At 62.2% G+C, this 23,943-nt stretch carries 22 protein-coding genes and 1 other RNA gene; 12 read left to right on the top strand and 11 right to left on the bottom strand.

Features of this window, described 5'->3' with window-relative positions; all coding sequences use genetic code 11:
* Positions 1-141 precede the first annotated feature (141 nt).
* Entirely contained in the window at positions 142-2,529 is a 2,388-nt protein-coding gene (locus BFQ01_RS20335; protein WP_065926653.1) for a TonB-dependent receptor plug domain-containing protein, read from the top strand.
* Between the two features lie 27 nt (positions 2,530-2,556).
* Positions 2,557-3,210: a gamma-glutamylcyclotransferase gene (locus tag BFQ01_RS20330; protein ID WP_065926652.1), complete on the top strand. Its 654-nt coding sequence runs from the start codon at positions 2,557-2,559 to the stop codon at positions 3,208-3,210.
* Here BFQ01_RS20330 and glpT read toward each other — a convergent pair.
* Both glpT and BFQ01_RS20320 read right to left on the bottom strand, forming a co-directional pair.
* Positions 3,207-4,544, bottom strand: coding sequence for a glycerol-3-phosphate transporter (glpT, locus tag BFQ01_RS20325; RefSeq protein WP_065926651.1), 1,338 nt, complete (start codon positions 4,542-4,544; stop codon positions 3,207-3,209). The genes BFQ01_RS20330 and glpT overlap by 4 nt on opposite strands.
* 230 nt (positions 4,545-4,774) lie before the next feature.
* On the bottom strand, positions 4,775-5,752 hold the full coding sequence (locus tag BFQ01_RS20320; protein ID WP_065926650.1) for an NADPH:quinone oxidoreductase family protein: 978 nt from the start codon (positions 5,750-5,752) through the stop codon (positions 4,775-4,777).
* 150 nt (positions 5,753-5,902) lie between these two features.
* Between BFQ01_RS20320 and BFQ01_RS20315 the strand changes: the two genes are divergently transcribed.
* A complete protein-coding gene (locus BFQ01_RS20315; protein ID WP_027608369.1) occupies positions 5,903-6,310 on the top strand; it encodes a flagellar basal body-associated protein FliL in 408 nt (135 codons plus the stop codon).
* Between the two features lie 121 nt (positions 6,311-6,431).
* Here BFQ01_RS20315 and BFQ01_RS20310 read toward each other — a convergent pair whose 3' ends face one another.
* The 4 genes from BFQ01_RS20310 to BFQ01_RS20295 all read right to left on the bottom strand — a co-directional run bounded on the left by BFQ01_RS20310 (position 6,432) and on the right by BFQ01_RS20295 (position 11,815).
* The gene (locus tag BFQ01_RS20310) at positions 6,432-7,550 is read right to left on the bottom strand and encodes an ABC transporter permease (RefSeq protein WP_065926649.1); all 1,119 of its coding nucleotides are present in this window, start codon (positions 7,548-7,550) and stop codon (positions 6,432-6,434) included.
* Entirely contained in the window at positions 7,550-10,267 is a 2,718-nt protein-coding gene (gene rbbA, locus BFQ01_RS20305) for a ribosome-associated ATPase/putative transporter RbbA (protein WP_065926648.1), read from the bottom strand. Before rbbA ends, BFQ01_RS20310 begins: the two co-directional genes overlap by 1 nt.
* Positions 10,264-11,229: an HlyD family secretion protein gene (locus tag BFQ01_RS20300; RefSeq protein ID WP_027608372.1), complete on the bottom strand. Its 966-nt coding sequence runs from the start codon at positions 11,227-11,229 to the stop codon at positions 10,264-10,266. Before BFQ01_RS20300 ends, rbbA begins: the two co-directional genes overlap by 4 nt.
* Before the next feature lie 136 nt (positions 11,230-11,365).
* The gene (locus BFQ01_RS20295; RefSeq protein ID WP_027608373.1) at positions 11,366-11,815 is read right to left on the bottom strand and encodes an EVE domain-containing protein; all 450 of its coding nucleotides are present in this window, start codon (positions 11,813-11,815) and stop codon (positions 11,366-11,368) included.
* A gap of 194 nt (positions 11,816-12,009) precedes the next feature.
* Between BFQ01_RS20295 and BFQ01_RS32425 the strand changes: the two genes are divergently transcribed.
* Positions 12,010-12,159, top strand: a complete 150-nt coding sequence (locus BFQ01_RS32425) for a hypothetical protein (protein ID WP_092355790.1) — start codon at positions 12,010-12,012, stop codon at positions 12,157-12,159.
* 6 nt (positions 12,160-12,165) lie between these two features.
* Here BFQ01_RS32425 and BFQ01_RS20290 read toward each other — a convergent pair whose 3' ends face one another.
* The 4 genes from BFQ01_RS20290 to BFQ01_RS20275 form a co-directional block, all read right to left on the bottom strand.
* A complete protein-coding gene (locus BFQ01_RS20290) occupies positions 12,166-12,795 on the bottom strand; it encodes a 5-formyltetrahydrofolate cyclo-ligase (RefSeq protein ID WP_065926647.1) in 630 nt (209 codons plus the stop codon).
* A 57-nt stretch (positions 12,796-12,852) separates the two neighbouring features.
* A non-coding RNA gene (ssrS, locus tag BFQ01_RS20285) (6S RNA) lies at positions 12,853-13,031 on the bottom strand.
* Between the two features lie 30 nt (positions 13,032-13,061).
* Complete coding sequence (locus BFQ01_RS20280; RefSeq protein WP_027608375.1) at positions 13,062-13,379, bottom strand: cell division protein ZapA; 318 nt, start codon at positions 13,377-13,379, stop codon at positions 13,062-13,064.
* A complete protein-coding gene (locus BFQ01_RS20275) occupies positions 13,376-13,585 on the bottom strand; it encodes a TIGR02449 family protein (RefSeq protein ID WP_007982902.1) in 210 nt (69 codons plus the stop codon). Before BFQ01_RS20275 ends, BFQ01_RS20280 begins: the two co-directional genes overlap by 4 nt.
* 139 nt (positions 13,586-13,724) lie before the next feature.
* On the opposite strand from BFQ01_RS20275, the gene BFQ01_RS20270 reads away from it, so the two are divergent.
* The 8 genes from BFQ01_RS20270 (at position 13,725) to gcvH (ending at position 22,645) form a co-directional block, all read left to right on the top strand.
* Positions 13,725-14,282 (top strand): YecA/YgfB family protein, encoded by a 558-nt coding sequence (locus BFQ01_RS20270; protein WP_065926646.1) that lies wholly within the window; start codon positions 13,725-13,727, stop codon positions 14,280-14,282.
* A 25-nt stretch (positions 14,283-14,307) separates the two neighbouring features.
* Positions 14,308-15,630 carry a Xaa-Pro aminopeptidase gene (gene pepP / locus BFQ01_RS20265; RefSeq protein ID WP_065926645.1) on the top strand — a complete coding sequence of 441 codons (1,323 nt, stop codon included), beginning with the start codon at positions 14,308-14,310 and terminating at the stop codon, positions 15,628-15,630.
* On the top strand, positions 15,627-16,814 hold the full coding sequence (gene ubiH, locus BFQ01_RS20260) for a 2-octaprenyl-6-methoxyphenyl hydroxylase (RefSeq protein ID WP_065926644.1): 1,188 nt from the start codon (positions 15,627-15,629) through the stop codon (positions 16,812-16,814). The genes pepP and ubiH overlap by 4 nt, the downstream gene beginning before the upstream one ends.
* A gap of 61 nt (positions 16,815-16,875) precedes the next feature.
* Positions 16,876-18,093, top strand: a complete 1,218-nt coding sequence (locus tag BFQ01_RS20255) for a 2-octaprenyl-3-methyl-6-methoxy-1,4-benzoquinol hydroxylase (protein ID WP_176718760.1) — start codon at positions 16,876-16,878, stop codon at positions 18,091-18,093.
* A 95-nt stretch (positions 18,094-18,188) separates the two neighbouring features.
* Entirely contained in the window at positions 18,189-19,193 is a 1,005-nt protein-coding gene (locus BFQ01_RS20250; protein WP_053127831.1) for an extracellular solute-binding protein, read from the top strand.
* A 160-nt stretch (positions 19,194-19,353) separates the two neighbouring features.
* Positions 19,354-20,970 carry an ABC transporter permease gene (locus BFQ01_RS20245; RefSeq protein ID WP_065926642.1) on the top strand — a complete coding sequence of 539 codons (1,617 nt, stop codon included), beginning with the start codon at positions 19,354-19,356 and terminating at the stop codon, positions 20,968-20,970.
* A gap of 156 nt (positions 20,971-21,126) precedes the next feature.
* Positions 21,127-22,209 carry a glycine cleavage system aminomethyltransferase GcvT gene (gcvT, locus tag BFQ01_RS20240; RefSeq protein ID WP_065926641.1) on the top strand — a complete coding sequence of 361 codons (1,083 nt, stop codon included), beginning with the start codon at positions 21,127-21,129 and terminating at the stop codon, positions 22,207-22,209.
* 52 nt (positions 22,210-22,261) lie between these two features.
* Positions 22,262-22,645 carry a glycine cleavage system protein GcvH gene (gene gcvH / locus BFQ01_RS20235; RefSeq protein WP_065926640.1) on the top strand — a complete coding sequence of 128 codons (384 nt, stop codon included), beginning with the start codon at positions 22,262-22,264 and terminating at the stop codon, positions 22,643-22,645.
* 65 nt (positions 22,646-22,710) lie between these two features.
* Here gcvH and BFQ01_RS20230 read toward each other — a convergent pair whose 3' ends face one another.
* The gene (locus BFQ01_RS20230) at positions 22,711-23,853 is read right to left on the bottom strand and encodes a DegT/DnrJ/EryC1/StrS family aminotransferase (RefSeq protein WP_065926639.1); all 1,143 of its coding nucleotides are present in this window, start codon (positions 23,851-23,853) and stop codon (positions 22,711-22,713) included.
* Positions 23,854-23,943 lie beyond the last annotated feature (90 nt).

Below are 23,943 nucleotides of genomic sequence, written 5' to 3'. Positions count from 1 at the left end.
ATAAATATCTTTAAGCTATATCTCAACGGACTACCGATTTTCTTCCAATAACCATTAACTGACCGCCACCGCCCGCCAGCCGGATCGATCTTGCGAACTCAGAACACTGACGTTCTGATTCTTGATTCAAAGGGGAGCGGTATGGGGAGCTACACGCAACACGCGCTGTACACAGCGATTTTGTCGGCTAATTTGCTGGCCGCTGTGGGCTTCAATCCTGTCCTGGCGGCCGAAGCGCCCGCCACCGATGCACCCAAACTCGACACCGTGATCGTCACCGGCACCCGCGCCCAGGAGCGTACCGCCAGTGCTTCGCTGTCTCCGATCGATGTGATTTCCGGCGATAGCCTGCGCAGCACGGGCTCTGATGAGTTGGGGGCGGTGCTGGCGCGCCTGATTCCGTCGATCAACTTCCCGCGCCCAAGCCTGGTGGATGGTGCCGAACTGGTGCGCCCTGCGCAGTTGCGCGGCCTGTCACCCGATCAGGTGCTGGTGCTGGTCAACGGCAAGCGCCGCCACACCAGTGCCTTCGTCAACCTGGGCGGTGCGGTGGGCCGTGGGTCGGCACCGGCGGACCTGAACGCGATCCCGCTGTCGGCGGTGGACCATATCGAAGTGCTGCGTGACGGTGCGTCCGCCCGCTACGGCTCGGATGCGATTGCCGGGGTGATCAACGTGATCCTCAAGCACGCCGACCATGGCGGTTCGATCTCCACCAAGTTCGGCGAATACAAGAAGGGCGATGGTATCCAGCGCAATGTCAGCGGCAATACCGGCCTGGCACTGGGCGACAACGGTTTTATCAACCTGTCGGCCGAAGGGGCCGATAACGATTACACCAACCGTGCCGGTAAAGACTTCCGGCCTGGCAGCGTTGGCTCTACCACTTACGGCCAGCAGGTGTTCCGCCAGGGTGAGCCGGCCACCAATGAAGGCAAGTTCCAGTTCAACTCCGAATATTCCTTCAACGATGCGGCCGAGTTCTACACCTTCGGCGGCTACAGCAAGCGGCGCGGCGAGACGGCGGCGTTCTACCGGGCGAGTAATGCGTCCAACAACATCCCGGCGCTCAACCCCAACGGTTACCTGCCGCTGATCAAGGGCAACCTTGAAGACACCTCATTGGTGGTGGGCCTGCGCGGTTTGCTGGCCTACGACTGGCATTACGACCTGTCGGCCAACTATGGCAAGAACGAGTACGCACTCAGCACCGAAACCATCAACACCTCCCTGGGCCTGGCCACGCCGCGCAAGTTTGACAATGGCACCCTGAGCAACGACCAGAAGCAAGTCAGCCTGGACCTGTCCCGCGAGTTCGACGTGGGCTGGCTGCCTTACCCGGTGTCCGTGGCGTTTGGCGGTGAATACCTGCACCAGGGTTATGAAATCGAGGCGGGCGAGCCGGCCTCCTACTTCCAGACCGGCAGTTCCGGACTGGGTGGTTTCCGTGATGCCGACGCGGGCACCAGCACGCGCCACAACTGGGCCCAGTACCTGGACCTGGAAACCAACTTCACCGAAAAACTCAGTGCCTCGGCGGCGGTGCGCCATGAGGACTACAGCGATTTTGGCTCGAATGTCAGCGGCTCGCTGTCGGCCCGTTATGACTTCACCCCGCAGGTGGCTGTGCGCGGCAGTGTTTCCAACGGTTTCCGCGCGCCGTCCCTGGCCCAGCAGAACTTTGCCTACACCTCATCGCAGTTGATCGGCAGCACCATCCAGGAAGCCGGCACCTTCCCGGCCAACAGCCAGGTGGCGCGTTTACTCGGCGCCGAAGACCTCAAGGCCGAGAAGTCGCGCAACTACAGCCTTGGGCTGGTGCTGGAGCCGGCCGATGACCTGACGGTGACGGTGGATGTGTACCGCATCGACATCCGTGACCGTATCAGCCTGTCGTCCAACCTCGGCATAAACGCGGCGACGCGCGCCTATTTGCAGGCCAACGGTGTCGGCAATATCGACTACACCACCGCCCGCTACTTCACTAACGCCACCGACACCAGCACCGACGGCGTCGACCTGGTCGCCAACTATCGCTATCAGTTCGACAGCGGCATCCGCTGGAACAGCACCGTGGGCTACAACTACAACCACACCAAGGTGACGGATGTGAAGGCCAACCCGGCCATCCTCGACAGCCTGGGCGCGAACCTGGTGCGCGTGGACCGCCGCGAGCGCATCGGTTTGCTGGGGGATACCACGCCGCAGCACAAGCTGAGCCTGGGTAACGACTTCACTTACGGCCATTGGGCCCTGCACAGCAACCTGGTGCGCTATGGTGAATTCACCAGCTACCAGGCGGACAAGGTCAACGACCAGACCTTCAAGGCGGCCTGGGTGCTGGACCTGTCGGCGGACTACAGGCTGAAGAATTGGACCTTCACCCTGGGCGGCGACAACGTCACCGATAAATACCCGGAGAAGGTCAACGCCTTCGCCAGCAGTGGTGGCAATCTGGCCTATAGCACTTTTTCGCCGTACGGTTACAGCGGCGCGTTTTATTACGGTAAAGTTGCTTACAACTGGTAACACACAGGAGGCGTACCGCTTTTCGCCATGACCGCCATTGAATCCGATCTTCTGCAATTGGCTTACCCTCCGCGGCTCGATCTGGGGCCGCAACTCACTCACGAACAGTTAATGAGCTCGATGCAGGCCACCATGGGCCGGCACAAGGGTGGCCCGGTCTGGCTATTTGCGTATGGTTCGCTGATTTGGCGCCCGGAATGTTCGTCGACTGAGCGGGTGCGGGCACGGGTCCACGGTTATCACCGGGGCCTGTACCTGTGGTCCCACGAGCATCGGGGCACGCCGGAGTTGCCGGGCCTGGTCTTTGGCCTGGATCGCGGAGGCTCGTGCAGCGGCTTTGCCTATCGCTTGCCGGAAGATCAACTGGAGGCTTCGCTTTACGCCTTGTGGCAGCGCGAGATGCCTTACCCGTCCTACCGGCCGCACTGGCTCAGTTGCCGCCTTGAAGATGGCAGCCAGGTGCAGGCGTTGGGGTTTGTGTTGGAGCGGCACTTGCCCAGCTACGCCGGCAACCTGCCCGATATCGTGCTGAACCACGTGCTGCAAAGCGCTTGCGGGCGTTACGGCACCACTCGCGATTATGTCGAGCAGACCGTCAACGCCCTGCGTAGCCACGCCATGCCAGATAAAAACCTGGAGGCGCGGCTCAAGCGTTGTGCCAAGGATTGCTCAGGCGATTAACGCGCCGAGCTGACGCTGTTGGTGTGCCACAGCGTTGGGATCAGGAACGCGATGGCCAGCAGGCATGCGCCGATCAGCAGCACGAAACCACCGTCCCAGCCGAAATGGTCCACGGTGTAGCCCATGGCCGCACTGGCTGCCACCGAACCGCCCAGGTAGCCGAACAGACCGGTGAAGCCCGCAGCCGTACCGGCGGCTTTCTTCGGTGCCAGTTCCAGCGCCTGCAGGCCGATCAGCATCACCGGGCCGTAGATCAAAAAGCCGATCGAGAACAGCGCGATCATGTCGACCATCGGGTTGCCCGGCGGGTTGAGCCAGTACACCAGGGTCGCCACGGTCACCAGCGCCATGAACACGATGCCGGTCAGGCCACGGTTGCCACGGAAGATCTTGTCCGACATCCAGCCGCACAACAGCGTGCCCGGAATACCTGCCCACTCGTAGAAGAAGTACGCCCAGGACGATTTATCCACCGTGAAGTGCTTGGCTTCCTTGAGGTAGGTCGGTGCCCAATCCAATACGCCGTAACGCAGCAGGTAGACGAACACGTTGGCGAAGGCGATGTACCAGAGCATTTTGTTGCGCAGCACGTACTTGACGAAGATTTCCTTGGCGCTGAATTCGTCTTCGTGGCTGGCGTCGTAGCCTTCCGGGTAATCATTCTTGTACTGCTCGATCGGCGGCAGGCCCACCGATTGCGGGGTGTCGCGCATGGTGATGAAGGCAAACGCCGCCACCGCCAAGGCCACCGTGGCCGGTACATAGAACGCCGCATGCCAGTCGTTGAACCAGGCCATGCCCAGCAGGAACAACGGGCCGATCAGGCCGCCGCCGACGTTGTGCGCCACGTTCCACACCGACACCACGCCGCCGCGTTCTTTCTGCGACCACCAGTGCACCATGGTCCGGCCGCTGGGCGGCCAGCCCATGCCCTGGGCCCAGCCGTTGATGAACAGCAAAATGAACATCATGGTCACGCTGGACGTCGCCCAAGGCGCGAAACCGAAAATGAACATTACCCCGGCCGATACCAGCAGGCCGAAGGGCAGGAAGTAACGCGGGTTGGAGCGGTCGGACACCAGGCCCATGAGGAACTTGGACAGGCCATAGGCGATCGCAATGGCCGACATCGCCAGGCCCAGCTCACCTCGGGTGTAACCCTCGTCGATCAGGTAGGGCATGGCCAGGGAGAAGTTCTTGCGCAGCAGGTAATACCCGGCATAACCGAAGAAAATACCGGCGAAGATCTGCCAGCGCAGCCGTCGGTAGGTACTGTCGATTTTTTCTTCAGGCAGAGGCGCCTGGTGTGCGGCAGGACGAAAGAAAGCAAACATTCAAGAGCTCCAAATTTCTTGTTTTGACTGCGGATGCGAATGTTACAGTTTCGTTACCGAAAATAGCATTGCCTCTTATGCGCAAACACAGGAAATGAGAGCAATTGCATGTTCTCTTATGAACATGTCGTAAATGGATACGTGTGGGTCGTTATCGATTTTAAGACCGCAGGAGAACAAATGTGGGAGGGGGCTTGCCCCCTCCCACATTTGATTGCATTTCAGATCGGTTAGCGGGTCTGGACGACGACCTTGCCGACGGCCTTGCGCTGGCCGAGGTCATTGATCGCCTGGGCAGCCTGCTCCAGCGGATACACCTGCGACACCAACGGCTTGAGCTTGCCCTCACCGAACCAAGTGAACAGTTGCTGGAAGTTCGCCGCATTGTCCTGGGGCTGGCGCTGGGCGAACGAGCCCCAGAACACCCCGACCACCGCCGCACCCTTGAGCAGCGCCAGGTTCACCGGCAGCTCCGGGATGCGCCCGCTGGCAAAACCCACCACCAGCAGGCGGCCGTTCCAGGCAATCGCGCGAATGGCTTGGTCAAACAGGTCGCCGCCCACCGGGTCGTAGATCACATCGGCGCCGTTGCCGTCGGTCAGGCGCTTGATCTCGTCCTTGAGGTTGGCTTCGTTGTAGTTGATCAACTCATCGGCGCCGGCGGCCTTGGCCACGGCGAGTTTGTCGGCGCTGCTCGCGGCGGCGATCACCCGCGCGCCCATGGCCTTGGCGATTTCCACGGCGGCCAGGCCCACGCCGCCGGAAGCGCCGAGGACCAGCAGGGTTTCGCCGGGTTGCAGGTTGGCGCGTTGTTTGAGCGCGTGCATGGAGGTGCCGTAGGTCATGCTGAAGGCAGCGGCGGTGTTGAAGTCCATGCTCGGCGGAATCGGCAGCACGTTGTAGCCTGGCACCGCGACCTGTTCGGCGAAGCTGCCCCAGCCAGTGAGCGCCATGACCCGGTCGCCGACTTTCAGGTGGCTGACCTTTTCCCCCACTTCGCTGACCACCCCCGACGCCTCGCCACCCGGCGAGAACGGGAAGGGTGGCTTGAACTGGTATTTGCCCTCGATGATCAGGGTGTCGGGGAAGTTGACCCCGGCGGCATGCACGTCGAGCAGGATTTCGTTCTTCTTGATCGTGGGGCTCGCGACGTCTTCCAGCACCAGGGTTTCGGCGGGGCCGAAGGCTTTGCACAGCACAGCTTTCATCGGGCTATTCCTTTTGGTGTCGTGGCCGATAAGTGTAGGAGGGTAGGCCTGTGGGTCAACGAGCATGCTCGGCCCTGATAAGTCGCCATAAGCTTGTGCTCTGCCTTGCTAGCGTTATGCTACCCGGCAACCGAATGTGAGGAATGAACTGTGAAAGCGTGGATCCTATTGATGCTGGCCCTGACCTTGCCGATGGCAGCCCAGGCCGAAGAAGCCAAAGAAGGCGAGGCGCCGAAGGTCAGTTACATCAGCCTGAGCCCACCGTTCGTGGGTAACTACGGCCTGGATGGCACAGCCAAGCTCAAAGTGTTCAAGGCCGACATCGCCCTGCGCGTGACCGGCGAAGAAGCCGCCAAAGCGGTCAAGGCCAACGACGCATTGATCCGTAACCAGTTGGTCGCGCTGTTCACCCAGCAGACCAACGAGGCCATGAGCACGGTCGACGGTAAGGAGAAGCTGCGCCAGGAAGCCCTCAAGCAAACCCAGCAAGTGATGAACGACGAGACGGGCAAGCCCATGGTGGAAGATCTGCTGTTCAATAACCTGATCATTCAGTAACGCGCTGCCCCGTAGCAGCTGCCGAACGCAAGCGAGGCTGCGTAGGGCGCGACTCGGTCCTGAATCGGCAGCGCGGCCGACGCAGCCTCGCTTGCGCTCGGCAGCTGCTACGGGGGCTTCGTCAGGAAGCCAGGCTCTTCCTGAACCGCGCCAACGCCACCGCAAAAAACAACAGCCCGATCCCCGCCAGCGCCAGCAAGTCCGGCCACACCACACTCACCCCCGCGTCGCGAAACAAAATCGCTGCGCTCAGGCTCACAAAGTGCGTCGACGGCGAGCCCTGCATCACCCACTGCAACCACTCGGGCATGCTGTCCAGCGGCGTGCTGCCGCCTGACAACAGCAGCATCGGGATAATCACCGGAATCGCCAGCAAGCCGAACTGCGGCGTCGAGCGGGCGAGGGTGGCGAGGAAGATCCCCAGTGCCGTACTGGCAAACAGATACAGGGCAGTCACAAACAGGAACAACCCCAGCGACCCGGCCAGCGGCACGCCGAGCAGCCCTTTGACCACCACCTCCAGCGACAGCCAGGTGCACAGCACCACCACCAGCATATTGCTCCAGATTTTCGCCAGCATGATTTCCAGTGCGGTCAGCGGCAGTACCAGCAGGTGGTCGAGGGTGCCGTGCTCGCGCTCGCGCAACAGCGCGGTGCCGGTGAGCACGATGGCCAGGATGGTGATGTTGTTGACGATCTGGATCACGGCCAGGAACCAGCCGCCCTCCAGGTTGGTGTTGAACAGTGCTCGGGTCGTGAGCAGCGCGGGCGCCTGGCGGGTGGCGTCGGTTTGCCCGCTGTAGTTGAGCAATTCGCGCTGGAAGATCCGTCCGATATAGCCCGCGCCCATGAACGCCTGGCTCATCGCCGTGGCATCGACGTTCACCTGCACGCCAGGCTGGCGACCGGCCAACAGGTCGGCCTGGAAGTTGGCCGGTACGTTGATCACGAAGGTGTACTGGCCGCTGTCCATCACCTTGTCCAACTGGTCATAGGCCAACGGTGCCGGTGCTTGGAACTCGGGCGGTTGCAGCGCCTCGGCCATCTGCCGTGAGAGCGCGCTGTGGTCTTCATCGACAAACGCTACGCTGGCGTTGTGCACGCCGATCACCGAGCCGGCGGCTGGCATGTAGATGGCGACGGTGAAGGCGTAGAACAAAAACAGCAGCAAGACGCTGTCGTGGCGCAGGCTGGTGAGTTCCTTGATGCCCAGCCGGAAGATGTGTGCGAGCTTGTGCATCAGGCCTCCTGCTTCTTGAGCATGACCAGACTCAACCCGGTGAACCCGATAAAGAAGCCGAACAGCGCCAGGCATTGCGGCCACAACTGGCGCAGGTCCAGGGCCTTGGTGAAGGTACCCACGGCAATATCCAAAAAGTGCCCGGCCGGAAACAGTGCGCCCATCAAGGCGGCGGCGCCTTCCAGGGACGAGCGCGGCACGATCAGCCCGGAAAACTGGATGGTTGGCAGGCTGGTGATGATCATGGTGCCGAGGATCGCCGCGATCTGGGTACGGGTGAACGCGGAAATCAGCAGGCCCATGCTGGTGGTGGCCAGCACATACAGCAGCCCGCCAAATGCCAGCGTCAGGCCGCTGCCCTTGAACGGCACACCGAACAGCCAGCGATTCATCGCCACCAGCAGCGCCAGGTTGACCAGGCTCACGGCCAGGTAAGGCGCCTGTTTACCGAGCAGGAATTCCAGGCGCGTCAGGGGTGTGGCGTAGAAGTTGGTGATCGAACCCAGTTCTTTCTCGCGCACGATGCCCAGGGCGGTGAGCATCGCCGGGATAAACGCCAGGATCAGTGCCATCACGCCGGGGCCGATGGCATTCACGCTGACCACGTCCTGGTTATAGCGAAAACGGGTTTCCAGTTTGGCGGCTGCCTGGGCGCTGCGCGGCAGGCTGCTCAGTTCGGCCAGTTGCTGCAGGTTGCCTTGGTGCACCGCCTCCACATAGTTGCGGCTGGTTTCCGCACGAAACGGCATGCCGCCATCGAGCCACGCGGCCACGGTGGGTTGGCGCCCGGCATAGAGATCGCGACCAAAGCCGGGTGGGATCTCCAGGGCCAGTTTGATTTCCGAGCGTTGCAGGCGTCGGTGTAATTCATTGGCATCCTGGATCGGCGCCTGCTCGGCGAAGTAGCGCGAGCTGCGGAAGGCTTCCAGATAGGCGCGGCTTTGTGGCGTCTGGTCCTGGTCGTAGACGGCGAAGGCGAGGTTTTCCACGTCCAGGGAAATGCCGTAGCCGAAGATCACCATCATGAACATCGCACCGAGCAGGGCGAAGGCCATGCGTACTTTGTCGCGCAGCAATTCCTTGCCTTCGCGGCTGGCCACGGCCAGCAGGCGAGACAGGCTGAAACCACGCTTGCTGATGGGCGGCGCATGGGTTTCGCTGACGGTTTTGGCCGACGTGGCGGGTTCGGCATCGCCTTGGGCTTGCTCAAGGCAGGTGACGAACGCGGCTTCCAGGGTGTCGCCGTTGAACTGCCGTTGCAGTGCATCCGGTGTGTCGCAGGCCAGTACCTTGCCGGCATGCATCAAGGAGATGCGGTCGCAGCGCTGGGCTTCATTCATGAAGTGGGTGGAGAGGAAGATCGTCACCCCTTGTTCGCGGGACAACTCGATCAACAGCCGCCAGAAATCATCCCGGGCCGCCGGGTCGACGCCCGAGGTGGGCTCATCAAGGATCAATACTTCCGGGCGATGCAGCACCGCCACGGCCAATGACAAGCGTTGGCGCAGGCCGAGGGGCAGCTCCCCGGACGGCTGCTCGGCCACTTCACCGAGGTCGAAGCGCTGGATCAGCTCATCGATGCGCGGGCCGCTGTCGGCCTTGGGCAAATCGAACAGTTGCGCATGCAGCACCAGGTTCTGGCGCACGCTGAGTTCGCCATACAGCGAGAAGCTTTGCGACATGAACCCTACGCGCTTGCGGGTGGCCAGGTCCTTGGCGTTCACCGGGTTGCCCAGCAGCGTGGCGCTGCCTTCGGTGGCCGGCATCAGCCCGGTGAGGACTTTCATCGTGGTGGTCTTGCCACAGCCGTTGGAGCCGAGGAAGCCGAAGATCTCGCCACGGCCGATGGCAAAGCTGACCTTGTTCACCGCCGTGAAGTCGCCGAAGCGCAGGGTCAGGTCGTGGGCTTCGATGGCGATATCGGTGTTGGCGTCTTCCCTTGGCGGGATCATCAGTGGTTGGTTGTCGTGGGCGCTGTCGCCCTGAAAGTGGGTGAAGGCCTCATCCAGTTTGCCGCTGGGGGTCGCTGCCGCCAGTTCGCTGCTGAGCCCGTCGGCGATCAGCTTGCCACGGTCGAGCATCAGGCAATGTTCGAATTGCTCGGCTTCTTCCATGTAGGCGGTGGCTACCAGCAGCGTCAGTTGCGGGCGCTCGCTGCGTACGGTCTCGACCAGTTCCCAGAAGCGCCGCCGCGACAGCGGGTCGACGCCGGTGGTGGGTTCGTCGAGGATCAACAAGTCCGGGTCGTGGATCAGCGCGCAGCACAGGCCGAGCTTCTGCTTCATGCCGCCGGAGAGCTTGCCGGCCGGCCGCTCGGCGAAGCGTGCAAGGTCGGTGGCCAGCAGCAGGTTGTGCATGCGCTGGTCGCAGTCGGCTTTGGACAGGCCGAACAGCGTGGCGAAGAAGCGGATGTTTTCGCTGATGGACAGTTCGGGGTACAGGTTGCCGCCCAGGCCCTGGGGCATGAAGGCGATGCGTGGGTACAGGCTGTTGCGGTGACGACGGTTGGCGATTGAGCCGCCGAGCACCTCCAGTTGGCCGTCCTGGAGCTTTTTAACCCCGGCGATCAATCCCAACAGGCTCGACTTGCCGGCCCCATCCGGGCCGATCAGACCGCAGCGCGTGCCGGTGGGCAGGCTGAAGGCAATGTCGATCAAGGCCTGCTGCTTGCCGTAACGGTGGTTGATGCCGGTGGCGTGCAGCGCCAGGCCGGTCATTGCAGGTTGGCCGGCCAGTCGATGTCAGCCATGCGCACGTAGCCGGCGCCGGGCATCCCCGGTTTGGCCTGGGGCACGGCGCTGGGTTGGGTCAGGCGCAGCTTGACGCGAAACACCAGTTTTTGGCGTTCGTCGCGGGTTTCGACTTCCTTGGGGGTGAACTGCGATTTGGCCGCGACAAAGCTGATCTTGGCCGGCAACGGTTGCTGGGGCAGGGCATCGAGCAGGATGCGTGCGTCGCTGCCAACCGTCAGGCGGCCGGTGACGGAGGCGGGCAGGTAGAGGTTCATGTACTGATCCTCGGGATCGATCAGCAACAGCACGCGTCCACCGGCACCGAGGACCTCGCCGGGCTCGGCCAGGCGCAGCTGGATAATGCCGTCGATGGGCGCGCGCAGGCTGCTGTCGTCGATTTCGCTGGTCAACTGGGCGACTTGGGCCTGGGCGGCACCAATGGCGGCCTTTACCGAATTGACCTGGGCTTGCGCGGCGATCACGGCGGCGTTGCCGGTGTTCTGGCGGGCCTGTTGCTGGTCGATCAACTGGCTGCTGGCAAAGCCGCGCTTGTACAGTTCCTGGGTACGCTTGAGTTCCTGGTTGGCCAGCAGTTGCTCGCTTTGACGCAGTTGCACATTGGCCTCGGCGGCGGCGAAGTTTTCCCTGGCGCGCAGCACTTCGGCTTCGGCCTGGGCGCGCTGGGCTTCCAGGGTGCGGGTGTCCATGCGCGCCAGCAACTGGCCCTTGAGCACCTTGTCACCTTCATCCACCCGCACCTCGGCCAGGCGACCGGGGATCTTGGCGGCGATCTGCACTTCGGTGGACTCCAGGCGACCGTTGCCCATGCCCAAGCCTTCGGGCAGGCGATCCTGGGTGGACTTCCAGTAACCGAAGCCGCCGGCGGCGAGCAACAAGGCAATCAACAAAGCGGCAAACAGGTGGGAGGAGCGGGGCGTGATCGACATGGGTGCATCCTGCGGCGTTAGCGTCCTAGTTTGACCGAGGCAGCCCGAGGGGCGTTGATGCCGGTCAAATGAAGCGCAAGCCTAACCCGGTTCAGGTGCAGATGCATGCGCCGGGAGCGTGACCGCAGGGTTCTGGTCAGCGCAGTGCCAGCACCGCCGCCCATTGCTCTGCCGTGACCGGCATCACGGACAAGCGACTGCCTTTTTGTACCAGGGGCAATTCGGCGAGGGCGGTTTGCTGTTTCAGGTAGCCCAGGCCCAGCACCTTGGGAAAGGTCTGGACGTGCGCGACATTGATCGCGCTCCACGGGTTTTTCTCCGGGGTGGCCTTGGCGTCGAAGTAATGGCTGTCCGGTTCCAGCGCGGTAGGGTCCGGATAGGCGGCCGCGATGATCTTGCCGATGCCGGCAATGCCGGGCTCGGGGCAACTGGAGTGGTAGAAGAAAAATTGGTCACCCACCGCCATGGCGCGCAGGAAGTTGCGTGCCTGGTAGTTGCGTACCCCGTCCCAGCGCGCTTCGCCCAGCGTTTCCAGGCCGTTGATGGAGAGTTCGTCGGGCTCGGATTTCATCAGCCAGTAGGCCATTTTTGCGCTCCTGAAAAAGCAGTGGGCAAGTTGTCAGGCAATTTGATGACAAACCGACAGTCGGTTGGCGTCAAGGTTTGCGTGTTGGTTCACGTTATCGCAGAATGCCGGGATTTTAAGCTTGACGCAGCTGCAACGGACTACTTTGGAACGTTGTTGTCATCGTGTACGAGATGCCTGAAGGGGGGCAATCGATGCAACGTAAACCGGATTTACTATGGATATTGGTGATTTTGTTTGGTCTGGGCGTCGTGACCACCGGGTATGCGCAAAGCTTGTGGTCGAACAAGACCGATGCGCCAGTTGAACTGACTCAGCAGCAGCCGCAACCGTTCAAACGCTAACCCTCTTCAAGGCGCCGCTGCTTCCAGCGGCGTTTCTGCGACATACCACTGCTTATCGGTGACGGTGCCAGCCAATGGCACATCCCAACTGGCCTGCGCCAATCGCTCCACCTTCTGACATTCATGGGCCAGGCCCAGCAGTCTAGGCTTGCGCCAGTCTTGGCGGCGCGCCAGGTAGGCGAGGCTGCGGTCATAGAAACCGCCGCCCATGCCCAGGCGGCCACCGGCATCATCGAACCCTACCAACGGCAGCAACACCAGATCGAGCGTCCACACCTTGCGCTGGCGTTTGGCATTGACTCGTGGCTCCAGAATGCGAAAGCGGTTGGGCAGCAGCTTTTCCCCAGGCCTCACGCGCTGGAACACCATCTTGGTTCGTGGCCAGGCGCTGAGCACCGGCAGGTAGGTGGCCTTGCCCCGTCGCTGGGCGGCGCGCAGCAGCAGACGCGGATCGATTTCACCGTCCGTCGGTAGATATAAAGAAACATGCTTGGCCCGGCGAAACAGCGGGTGCTGTGCCAGTTGCCGATACAGGCCATGGGCGGCCTGGCGCTGCTCGCTCGGCGTGAGGGCGCGGCGGGCTTTGCGCAACATGCGTCGAAGGTGCGGACGGGAAAGCGGCGCAGGTTCGGTCATGGTTTTCGGCTCATAAAACAATGCCAGTCCGGGGACTGGCATTGAGTTTGGGAATTCAGGCTCCCCGACAGAGCCGCTGTCGACTTAGCCCTTGAACCCGAAAGTTCAAGGTGGAAGAAGCAGTAGGCTTTAAGGCTTTCCGTCTAGCGGACATGCACACCAGCCCAACGTGCAACTTCCAGGGTAGTGCGAATCGGCTCCGGGACATCGCCGACTGGCAAGCACGCCAGGGAGTGGGGCGAGTATACCTTAAACAGTCGCGGCAATCAGCCCTTGGGTTGCTCTGTGTCGCTGGAAAGCACCAGGTCCACGCGTTCGAGCAGGTCGCGCACCTGCTCACGTGTCGAGCCGCTGGCCTGTACGTCAGGGCGCTCCTGCTTATGCAGCAGGTCGTGGGTAATGTTCAGGGCGGCCATTACGGCGATGCGGTCGGCACCAATGACTTTGCCGCTGCTGCGGATTTCGCGCATCTTGCCGTCCAGGTAGCGGGCGGCGCTCACCAGGTTGTTGCGCTCTTCCTGGGGACAGATGATCGAATATTCTTTGTCGAGGATCTGCACGGTGACGCTATTGCTTGAACTCATGAGTCTTGCTCCAGGGCCTTCAGGCGCGAAATCATCGATTCGACCTTACGCCGGGCGATTTCGTTTTTTTCAATGAGGTGAGCGCGTTCCTCGCGCCAGGTCTTTTCCTGAGCTAATAGGAGTCCGTTTTGACTCTTAAGTTGCTCGACCCGAGTAATTAGCAATTCGAGTCTGGCCATCAGCGCTTGCAGGTCGGTGTCTTCCATTGGGTTCCACTGGATTTTGTCTGATGAATGGCAACTGCAGGATAAACGATCTGACGCCCTCGATAGTCTTGGTACGTCTGCCGGTGCTAGGATACAGCGCTCCATTCTAGACATTGCGCCGTCTGGCGCCTAGCTCACCATGCCCATTCAGAACTCCCCGTACGATGCTTTTTCCAAACTGCTGAGCACCAGCGGTCATCCTTGCTCGCCTGCCGAACTGCACGGCGTGCTGCTCGGCCGCAGCTGCACCGGCGTTGGCTTTGATGCCGACAACTGGCTGGCCGATGTGGCCGAGCTGCTGGAAACCGAACCGACCGAAAACGTGCGTAACGCGCTGATCGGCCTGCAAGAGATGGTCAAGGGCGAGCTGACCGGTGATGACGTCACCGTGGTCCTGCTGCTGCCGACCGACGATGCACCGCTCACTGAGCGCGCCGCCGCACTCGGCCAATGGTGCCAGGGCTTCCTCCACGGTTTCGGCGTGAACGCCAGCGGCCTGGAACTGAGCACCGACGCCAAGGAAGTGCTGCAGGACCTGGCGGCCATCTCCCAGGTGCAAGACGCCCTGGAAGAGTCCGAAGACGGCGAAGGCGACTACATGGAAGTCATGGAATACCTGCGCGTCGCGCCGTTGCTGCTGTTCACCGAGACCAGGAAGTCCGCTGAGCCTGCTGCACCCAAGCCTTCGCTGCACTAAATAGAGAAAGGAAGCCAATCTGCCCATGATCCATATCCCCAAAGCGGAATACACCCGGCGTCGCAAGGCGCTCATGGCGCAGATGGAACCCAACAGCATCGCGATCCTGCCGGCTGCCGCCGTGGCGATCCGCAATCGCGATGTGGAGCACGTCTATCGCCAGGACAGCGACTTCCAGTACTTGAGCGGTTTCCCTGAACCGGAAGCGGTGATCGTGCTGATGCCCGGCCGCCAGCATGGCGAGTACGTGCTGTTCTGCCGCGAACGCAATGCCGAGCGCGAATTGTGGGACGGCCTGCGTGCGGGCACCGAAGGCGCCATCCGTGACTTTGGCGCCGACGATGCCTTCCCCATCACCGATATCGACGACATCCTGCCCGGCCTGATCGAAGGCCGCGACCGGGTGTATTCGGCCATGGGCAGCAACGCCGAATTCGATCGGCACCTGATGGAGTGGATCAACGTCATCCGCTCCAAAGCGCACCTTGGCGCCCAGCCACCGAACGAGTTTGTTGCCCTGGATCATCTGCTCCACGACATGCGCCTGTATAAATCGGCGGCGGAAGTGAAGGTGATGCGCGAGGCAGCGCGCATTTCCTGCGCGGCCCATGTGAAGGCCATGCAGGCCAGTCGCGCCGGCTTGCATGAGTTCAGCCTGGAAGCCGAGCTGGATTACGAATTCCGCAAGGGCGGCGCGAAGATGCCGGCCTATGGCTCCATCGTCGCCACCGGGCGCAACAGCTGCATCCTGCATTACCAGCAGAATGACGCCGTGCTCAAGGATGGTGACCTGGTGCTGATCGATGCCGGTTGCGAAATCGACTGCTACGCCAGCGACATCACGCGCACCTGGCCGGTCAATGGCAAATTTTCGCCGGAACAGAAGGCGATCTATGAAATCGTGCTGGCTTCCCAGGAGGCCGCCTTTGCCGAGATCGCGCCGAACAAGCATTGGAACCAGGCCCACGAGGCGACGGTGCAGGTCATCACTGCCGGGCTGGTGAGTCTGGGGTTGCTGAAGGGCGACGTCGACGAACTGATCGCCAGTGAAGCCTACAAACCCTTTTATATGCATCGCGCTGGCCATTGGCTGGGGATGGATGTGCATGACGTCGGCGAGTACAAGGTGGGTGGCGAATGGCGAGTGCTGGAAGTCGGCATGGCACTGACCGTGGAGCCAGGCATCTACATCTCGCCGGATAACCAGACCGTAGCGAAGAAATGGCGTGGCATTGGCGTGCGCATCGAGGACGACGTGGTGGTGACCAAGCAAGGCTGTGAAATCCTGACCGGCGGCGCCCCCAAGAGCGTCGTTGAAATCGAAGCCCTGATGGCGGCCGCCCGATGAGCCGGGTCAACCTGGCGATTATCGGCGGCGGCCTGGTGGGCGCGAGCCTGGCGCTTGCGTTGCAGGCCGGTGCCAAGGCGCGTGGCTGGAAGATCGTGCTGATCGAACCCTTCGCGCCCGGCGACAGCTACCAGCCGAGCTACGATGCGCGGTCTTCGGCGCTGTCCTACGGCGCCCGGCAGATTTATCAGCGCCTGGGCCTGTGGCAGCAGATCTCGCGCCGCGCCGCGCCGATCAAGCAGATCCATGTGTCGGACCGTGGGCGCTTCTCCACCGCGCGACTGTCCGCCATGGAGGAGGGCGTGCCAGCCCTCGGTTACGTGGTGGAAAACGCCTGGCTCGGTCAATGCCTGTGGCAAGGCCTGGACAAGGACGTGGTGAGTTGGCGCTGCCCGGCGGAAGTCACACGCATGGAGCCGCTGCCCGATGGCTACCGCCTGACCCTCAACGATGAAACCGTGCTGGAATGCGACCTCGCGGTGCTCGCCGACGGCGGCCGCTCCGGCCTGCGCGAGCAACTGGGCATTGGCGTGAAAACCCGTCCGTACAACCAGAGCGCGCTGATCGCCAACATCACCCCGAGCGAAGCCCACAACGGCGAAGCGTTCGAGCGTTTCACCGATGAAGGCCCGATGGCCCTGCTGCCGCTGCCGGACAACCGTTGCGCACTGGTATGGACCCGTATCGGCATGGACGCACAGCGCCTGGCCAGTCTCGATGAACGCAGCTTCCTGAGCGAGTTGCAGGGCGTGTTCGGCTACCGCCTGGGCACCCTCAAGCAAGTCGGCGCCCGTCATCTGTATCCGTTGACCCTGGTGGAAGCCGAAGAGCAAGTGCGCTCGCACCTGGCGATCCTCGGCAATGCCGCCCACAGCCTGCACCCGATTGCCGGGCAGGGGTTCAACCTGTCCCTGCGTGATGCGCACGCCTTGGCCGAGGCCTTGCTGGCCGGGCCGGCGGTGCCGGGCGACCTGGCGACGTTGCAGGCTTATCGCGAGCGTCAGCGCATGGATCAGAAGTTGACCGTGGGTTTCTCCGACCAGGTCACGCGGCTGTTTGGCAGCGCGCAACCGCTGGTCGCCCTGGGCCGCAATATGGGCCTGCTGGGCCTGGACCTGCTGCCACCGGCCAAGCGTTGGTTCGCCCGTCAGGCCATGGGCCTGGGTACCCGTCCCGATGCGTGAGACTTATCAATCCTTTTACGTGCGGTGCAAGCCGCCAGCGAGACAGGCTTAAAGCATGGACATGCGCGCAGATGTGCTGATTGTCGGGGCCGGAATGGTCGGAAGCGCCCTGGCGCTGGCATTGCAAGGCAGCGGCCTGCAAGTGTTGCTGCTCGACGGCAGCCCGCTGAGCGTCAAGCCGTTCGACCGCGCGGCGGCCTTCGAACCCCGTGTGAGTGCCTTGTCGGCGGCCAGCCAGCGCATCCTCGAGCGCCTCGGTGTGTGGGATGGCATCGTTGAACGACGCGCCAGCCCGTACGGCGAGATGCAGGTGTGGGACGGCAGCGGCACCGGGCAGATTCACTTTTCGGCGGCCAGTGTGCATGCCGAAGTGCTCGGGCATATTGTCGAGAACCGTGTGGTCCAGGATGCCTTGCTCGAGCGTCTGCACGACTGCGACCTGGGCCTGCTGGCGAATGCGCGCCTGGAGCAGATGCGCCGTTCCGGCGATGACTGGCTGCTGACCCTGGCCGATGGCCGCACATTGCGCGCGCCGCTGGTGGTGGCCGCCGATGGCGCCAACTCCGCCGTGCGCCGCCTGACCGGCACCGCGACCCGTGAATGGGACTACCTGCATAACGCCATCGTTACCAGCGTGCGCAGCAGCCAGCCGCACCAGCGCACGGCCTGGCAACGCTTTACCGACACCGGCCCGCTGGCGTTTTTGCCGCTGGAGCGGGACGGGCAGCAAGATTGGTGCTCGATCGTCTGGTCGACTACGCCGGTTGAATCCGAACGCCTGATGGCGCTGGATGATGAAAGCTTCTGCCGTGAACTGGAGCGCGCCTTTGAAGGGCGCCTCGGTAGCGTGGTCAGCGCCGATCCGCGTGTGTGCGTACCCTTGCGTCAGCGCCACGCCAAACGCTATGTGGCCGAGGGCCTGGCATTGATCGGCGACGCCGCCCATGTCATCCATCCATTGGCCGGGCAGGGCGTCAACCTGGGTTTCCTCGATGCGGCGGTGCTGGCCGAAGTGTTGTTGTCGGCCACCGAGCGCGGTGAACGTCTGGCCGATGTGAAGGTGCTCAGCCGTTACGAGCGCCGACGAATGCCCCATAACCTGGCCCTGATGGCGGCGATGGAAGGCTTTGAGCGCCTGTTCCAGGCCGATCAACTGCCGCTGCGCTGGTTGCGTAATGCCGGGTTGAAGATGGTCGACCAGATGCCCGAAGCCAAGGCCGTGTTTGTGCGCCAGGCCCTCGGGTTGAGCGGGGATCTGCCGGACCTGGCCAAGCCCTGACAGGTTTGTGCAACATTTGGTAACGGCTCCGCCGAGCGTTACCAAATGTGAGTCCCTATCATTTGCGCTTATTTTGCAAATGAGAGACCGCCCCCATGTTGGCACCCAAGCGCCTCCTGACTGCCCTGGCACTCACCCTGATCGGCAGCACCACCGTGCAGGCAGCCGACGAAGTGGTGGTCTACTCCTCGCGTATCGACGAACTGATCAAACCGGTGTTCGACGCCTACACCCAAAAGACCGGTGTCCAGGTGAAGTTCATCACCGACAAGGAAGCCCCGCTGATGCAGCGCATCAAGGCCGAGGGCGAAAACGCCACCGCCGACCTGCTGCTCACCGTGGATGCCGGCAACCTCTGGCAGGCCGAGCAAATGGGCATTCTGCAACCGTTCACCTCGCCGGTAATCGACAAGAACATTCCCCTGCAATACCGCTCTTCGGCGCATGCCTGGACCGGTTTGAGCCTGCGCGCGCGGACCATCGCGTACTCCACCGATCGGGTCAAACCGGGTGACCTGACCACCTACGAGGCTCTGGCCGACAAACAGTGGGAAGGCCGCCTGTGCCTGCGCACGGCGAAAAAGGTCTACAACCAATCGCTGACCGCCACCCTGATCGAAACCCACGGCGCGGCCAAGACCGAAGAAATCGTCAAGGGCTGGGTGAATAACCTGTCCACCGACGTGTTCTCGGATGACATTGCGGTGCTGGAGGCAATCAACGCCGGGCAATGCGATGTGGGTATCGTCAATACCTACTACTACGGCCGTCTGCACAAGCAGAAGCCGGACCTGGCGGTGAAGCTGTTCTGGCCGAACCAGGGCGACCGTGGCGTGCATGTGAACCTGTCGGGCATCGGCTTGACCAAACACGCGCCACACCCGGAAGCCGCCAAGGCATTGGTGGAGTGGATGACCACGCCTGAGGCGCAGAAGATTTTTGCCGACGTGAACCAGGAATTCCCGGCCAATCCGGCGGTACCGCCGTCGGCTGAAGTGGCGACTTGGGGCAAGTTCGTGGCGGATACATTGCCGGTGGAAGTGGCGGGCAAGCGCCAGGCTGAAGCCATTCGCCTGATGGATCGGGCGGGCTGGAACTAAGTACAATTTGTAGGACGCCGCAGATCCAAATGTGGAGGGGCTTGCCCCCGATGTCGGAGTGTCAGTCTACTCATCGTGGACTGACACTCCGACATCGGGGGCAAGCCCCTCCCACATTGGATTGTGGTGATTTGAAGATTTCATTATTGAGAACCCACCCTTGGCCCACCCCGCCCAACGCCGCTGGTACCTGCCGGTCTTCAGCGTCGCCGCCCTGGTGCTGCTGCCCCTGAGCGTGCTGTTGCTGTCCTGGCAAAGCATCGACGCGCAAATCTGGTCCCACCTGTGGGAAACCCAGATGCCGCGGTTGCTGGGCAACACCCTGACCCTGGTGCTGGGGGTCGGCGTCGGTGTAACCCTGTTGGGGGTCAGCCTCGCCTGGCTCACCAGCCTCTGCGAATTCCCCGGCCGGCGTTGGCTCGACTGGGCGTTGATGCTGCCCTTTGCCATTCCCGCCTATGTGCTGGCTTTCGTGTTTGTCGGCCTGCTGGATTTTTCAGGCCCCGTGCAGACCCTGCTGCGCGAAGGGTTCGGCACCGGCTTGCGTCTGCCACGGGTGCGCTCCACCAGCGGCGTGATCATTGTGCTGGTGCTGGTGTTCTATCCCTACGTGTACCTGTTGGCGCGCAGCGCATTCCTCGCCCAGGGCAAGGGCCTGATGGAGGCGGCACGGGTGCTGGGACAGTCGCCCTTGCAGGCATTCTGGCATGTGGCCCTGCCCATGGCGCGGCCGGCGATAGGGGCCGGGGTGGCGTTGGCACTGATGGAGACCCTGGCGGATTTCGGTGCGGTGTCGGTGTTCAACTTCGATACCTTCACCACCGCTATCTACAAGACCTGGTACGGCTTTTTCAGTCTGTCCAGCGCGGCCCAACTGGCCAGCCTGTTGCTGTTGGTGGTGATGCTGGTGCTGTATGGCGAACGGCGTGCCCGGGGCGCCAGTCGGGCTAGCAATGAACGGCCACGGGGCAAGGCGCTGTACCACTTGCGCGGGTTCAAGGCGGCGGCTGCCACTGCCTGGTGTGGATTGGTGTTTGCCTGTGCCTTTGTCATCCCGATGCTGCAATTGGTCGCCTGGTTCTGGCAGCGCGGCCGGTTCGACCTGGATGAGCGCTATTCGGGCCTGATCGTCCATACCCTTTACCTGGGCGGCATTGCCGCGCTGATCACGGTCAGCGTGGCGCTGGTACTGGCCTTCGCCAACCGCCTGGCGCCGACCCGGGCGATTCGCTCCGGTATCAGCCTGGCCAATGTCGGCTATGCCTTGCCGGGCTCGGTGCTGGCGGTGTCGATCATGCTGGCGTTCAGTTACCTGGACCGTGAGCTGGTGGTACCGCTGTCCGGCTGGCTCGGCGGGGCGGGCAAGCCATTGTTGCTGGGCAGTCTGTCGGCGCTGGTGCTGGCGTATCTGGTGCGCTTTCTGGCCGTGGCCTACGGGCCGCTGGAAAACAGCCTGGCGCGCATCCGGCCTTCGTTGCCGGAAGCAGCGCGTAGTTTGGGCGTGAGTGGGCCGCGACTGTTTTGCAAAGTGTATCTGCCGCTGTTGCTGCCCGGCACCCTGAGTGCAGCACTGCTGGTGTTCGTAGACGTGCTCAAGGAAATGCCCGCAACCCTGCTGATGCGCCCGTTCGGCTGGGACACCCTGGCGGTGCGGATCTTTGAAATGACCAGCGAAGGCGAGTGGGCGCGGGCTTCTCTGCCAGCGTTGACGCTGGTGCTGGTGGGGCTGCTGCCGGTCATCGGGCTGATCCGACGCTCCGCCCGACCAATCGGTTAGGTGCCAGTCCTACGGCTTGCGGCTACAATGCGCGGCATTCGGTGCGGTCCGTCCTTCGGATCGAGTCGCTGTACGTGGCTGCAGGCCTTGTCATTCAAGGTGTCCGGCACGGGCAACGACGCTGCGCACCTTCGCCAAGCCCGGAAGGAGAAACCCATGGGACAGCGTACGCCTCTGTATGACCTGCATCTCGCCCTCGGCGCGAAAATGGTCGATTTTGGCGGTTGGGATATGCCTTTGCACTACGGCTCGCAAGTTGAGGAGCACCATCAGGTGCGGCGCGACTGCGGGGTGTTCGATGTATCTCATATGACCGTGATCGATGTCACCGGCCCCCAGGCCAAGGAATGGCTCCAGCACCTGCTGGCCAATGATGTCGAGCGTTTGCATGGCTGTGGCCGTGCGTTGTACAGCGCCATGCTCAATGAGCAGGGTGGCGTGGTGGACGACATGATCGTCTACCGCACCGAGATCGGATACCGGCTGGTGGTCAACGCCGCCACCCGTGACCAGGACATGGCCTGGATCCAGGCACAACTTGGCAGCTATCAGGTGCACCTGCATGAGCGGCCCGAGTTGGCCATGCTCGCCATTCAAGGTCCCCATGCCCGGCAGAAGATTGCCGAGCTGGTCACCCAGTCTCGCGGCACCCTGATCCACCAGCTCAAGCCCTTTGAAGGGCATGCCGACGGCGATTGGTTTATCGCACGCACGGGTTACACCGGTGAAGACGGCCTGGAAATTGTCCTGCCTGCCGATCAGGCGCCGGGTTTTTTCAACGATCTGGTCGGTGCGGGGATTTCCCCCATAGGCCTCGGCGCGCGGGACACCCTGCGGCTGGAAGCCGGCATGAACCTGTACGGCCAGGACATCCATCAGAACGTTTCGCCCCTGGCGGCCAACATGGCCTGGAGCATCGCCTGGGAACCTGCCGAGCGCAATTTCATCGGGCGAGCGGCGCTGGAAGCAGAGTTGGCCGCGGGTGTGCAGTTCAAACTGGTCGGGCTGGTACTGGAAGAACGTGGGGTTTTACGTGCTCACCAGGTGGTTCGCATCGCCAATGTTGGCGAAGGGGAGATCACCAGTGGTAGTTTCTCACCTACGCTGAGCAAATCCATTGCCCTGGCGCGTGTACCGACGGCGACTGCCGATCGGGCCGAAGTGGAAATCCGCGGCAAGTGGTACCCGGTTCGAGTGGTCAAACCGACCTTCGTGCGCCATGGCAAAACCTTGATCTAACTATTTCCGGCAGGCCAATGGCTGCTGACATTTCTTCTTGAGGACACAGACTATGAGCGATATCCCTGCCGACCTGCGTTTTGCCGAAAGTCACGAATGGGCCCGTCTGGAAGCTGACGGTACGGTGACCGTCGGGATCTCCGACCATGCTCAGGAAGCTTTGGGTGATGTGGTGTTTGTTGAGTTGGCCGAAGTCGGCGCTACGTTTGAAGCCGAAGGCCAGGCGGGTGTGGTTGAGTCGGTGAAGGCTGCTTCGGATATCTACGCCCCGGTTGCCGGTGAAGTGATTGCCGTCAACGAGGAGCTGGGTGGCAGCCCTGAGCTGCTGAACTCCGACCCTTACGGCGCGTGGATCTTCAAGCTCAAGCCAAGCAACCCGGCTGATCTGGAAAAACTGCTGGATGCGGCTGGCTACAAAGCCGCCATCGGCGAGTAACCGCAAGACCCATGTGGGAGGGAGCAAGCTCCCTCCCACATTCAATCGTCGTGAGCCGTGAGTGTTCAGTTCGCTTTCAGGACTGCCTTTACCGCCGCCACCGACCGCTCCACATCTGCCTCTGTCATCGCCGTGAACATCGGCAACGACACGATCAAACGTCCAACCTTTTCCGCTACCGGGAACATCCCTTCCTTGAACCCCTGTGCCCGATAAAGGCTCAGCAGGTGAATCGGCGGGTAGTGATAGCCAATGCCAACACCCTGTGCCTGCATTTTCTCCATGAAGGTTGCGCGGGCCGGCAGGCCATCGTGACGCTCCGGCAGCACCAACTGGAACAGGTGCCAGTTGCTGTTTTCGAAGTCAGCCGGCGGCAGTTGCGCGCCGTACTTTTCTTCGAAATCACTGCCGAAACATTTGAAGTAGTGCTGTGCCAGGTGCTGGCGATGGGCGGTGATCTTCTCGATGTGGGCAAACTGCCCCAGGCCGATGGCCGCAGCGATGTCGGTCATGTTGAACTTGCCGCCCAGTACATCCACGTCCAGGCCGTCGAAGCCGGTGCGGGTGACGCCCTGCAGGCGGTATTTTTCCGCCAGGCGGGCTTCTTCGGCATTGTTCAACACCAGGCAACCGCCCTCGGAAGAGGTGATGTTCTTGTTGGCCTGGAAGCTGAACGATACAAAGTCCCCGGTGGAGCCGATGCGCTCGCCATCCCAGCTGGAGCCCAGGGCCTGGGCGGCGTCTTCGACGATGCGCAGGTTGTACTTGTTGGCCAGTGCGTACAGCATCGGCATGTCCAAGGGCAGGCCGGCCAGGTACACCGGGATGATCGCCTTGGTGCGCGGGGTGATTGCGGCTTCCACCTGGGCCAGGTCGATATTGCGGGTGACCGGGTCGATGTCGGCGAATACCGGCGTGGCACCTACTTCCAGGATCACGTTGGCTGTTGCGACCCAGGAGATTGGTGTGGTGATGACTTCATCGCCGGGCCCGATACCGGCGATACGCAAGGCGATCTCCATGGTGCAAGTGCCCGAGTTGAAGGTGCGCACCGGCCGGCCGCCAAAGTATTCCGACAGCTGTGCTTCGAACGCCTGCACTTTCGGCCCGCTGGTGATCCAGCCCGAGCGCAGTACATCGCCGACCGCCGAGATGGTGGCTTCATCGATGGTAGGTTTGGAGAACGGCAGAAAGGGCTGTTGGCTCATGACGACGAAGGCATCCGTTTCAGATTGGCGATGAGTAAGCGAGGGTTCAGTCCCGGCATGGTGGCACGGTTAGACTGAATATAGCCTGTC

This window comes from Pseudomonas sp. 8 R 14, assembly GCF_900005955.1.
Lineage (GTDB): Bacteria > Pseudomonadota > Gammaproteobacteria > Pseudomonadales > Pseudomonadaceae > Aquipseudomonas > Aquipseudomonas marginalis.
This window is presented reverse-complemented; position numbering and strand designations above follow the sequence as displayed.

What these genes read in the sequence shown, in the direction of transcription:
- BFQ01_RS20335 (WP_065926653.1), top strand. Translation starts at nt 142, where the DNA reads ATGGGGAGCTACACGCAACACGCGCTGTACACAGCGATTTTGTCGGCT.
- BFQ01_RS20330 (WP_065926652.1), top strand. Translation starts at nt 2,557, where the DNA reads ATGACCGCCATTGAATCCGATCTTCTGCAATTGGCTTACCCTCCGCGG.
- glpT (WP_065926651.1), bottom strand. Translation starts at nt 4,544, where the DNA reads ATGTTTGCTTTCTTTCGTCCTGCCGCACACCAGGCGCCTCTGCCTGAA.
- BFQ01_RS20320 (WP_065926650.1), bottom strand. Translation starts at nt 5,752, where the DNA reads ATGAAAGCTGTGCTGTGCAAAGCCTTCGGCCCCGCCGAAACCCTGGTG.
- BFQ01_RS20310 (WP_065926649.1), bottom strand. Translation starts at nt 7,550, where the DNA reads ATGCACAAGCTCGCACACATCTTCCGGCTGGGCATCAAGGAACTCACC.
- rbbA (WP_065926648.1), bottom strand. Translation starts at nt 10,267, where the DNA reads ATGACCGGCCTGGCGCTGCACGCCACCGGCATCAACCACCGTTACGGC.
- BFQ01_RS20300 (WP_027608372.1), bottom strand. Translation starts at nt 11,229, where the DNA reads ATGTCGATCACGCCCCGCTCCTCCCACCTGTTTGCCGCTTTGTTGATT.
- BFQ01_RS20295 (WP_027608373.1), bottom strand. Translation starts at nt 11,815, where the DNA reads ATGGCCTACTGGCTGATGAAATCCGAGCCCGACGAACTCTCCATCAAC.
- BFQ01_RS32425 (WP_092355790.1), top strand. Translation starts at nt 12,010, where the DNA reads ATGCAACGTAAACCGGATTTACTATGGATATTGGTGATTTTGTTTGGT.
- BFQ01_RS20290 (WP_065926647.1), bottom strand. Translation starts at nt 12,795, where the DNA reads ATGACCGAACCTGCGCCGCTTTCCCGTCCGCACCTTCGACGCATGTTG.
- BFQ01_RS20280 (WP_027608375.1), bottom strand. Translation starts at nt 13,379, where the DNA reads ATGAGTTCAAGCAATAGCGTCACCGTGCAGATCCTCGACAAAGAATAT.
- BFQ01_RS20275 (WP_007982902.1), bottom strand. Translation starts at nt 13,585, where the DNA reads ATGGAAGACACCGACCTGCAAGCGCTGATGGCCAGACTCGAATTGCTA.
- BFQ01_RS20270 (WP_065926646.1), top strand. Translation starts at nt 13,725, where the DNA reads ATGCCCATTCAGAACTCCCCGTACGATGCTTTTTCCAAACTGCTGAGC.
- pepP (WP_065926645.1), top strand. Translation starts at nt 14,308, where the DNA reads ATGATCCATATCCCCAAAGCGGAATACACCCGGCGTCGCAAGGCGCTC.
- ubiH (WP_065926644.1), top strand. Translation starts at nt 15,627, where the DNA reads ATGAGCCGGGTCAACCTGGCGATTATCGGCGGCGGCCTGGTGGGCGCG.
- BFQ01_RS20255 (WP_176718760.1), top strand. Translation starts at nt 16,876, where the DNA reads ATGCGCGCAGATGTGCTGATTGTCGGGGCCGGAATGGTCGGAAGCGCC.
- BFQ01_RS20250 (WP_053127831.1), top strand. Translation starts at nt 18,189, where the DNA reads ATGTTGGCACCCAAGCGCCTCCTGACTGCCCTGGCACTCACCCTGATC.
- gcvT (WP_065926641.1), top strand. Translation starts at nt 21,127, where the DNA reads ATGGGACAGCGTACGCCTCTGTATGACCTGCATCTCGCCCTCGGCGCG.
- gcvH (WP_065926640.1), top strand. Translation starts at nt 22,262, where the DNA reads ATGAGCGATATCCCTGCCGACCTGCGTTTTGCCGAAAGTCACGAATGG.
- BFQ01_RS20230 (WP_065926639.1), bottom strand. Translation starts at nt 23,853, where the DNA reads ATGAGCCAACAGCCCTTTCTGCCGTTCTCCAAACCTACCATCGATGAA.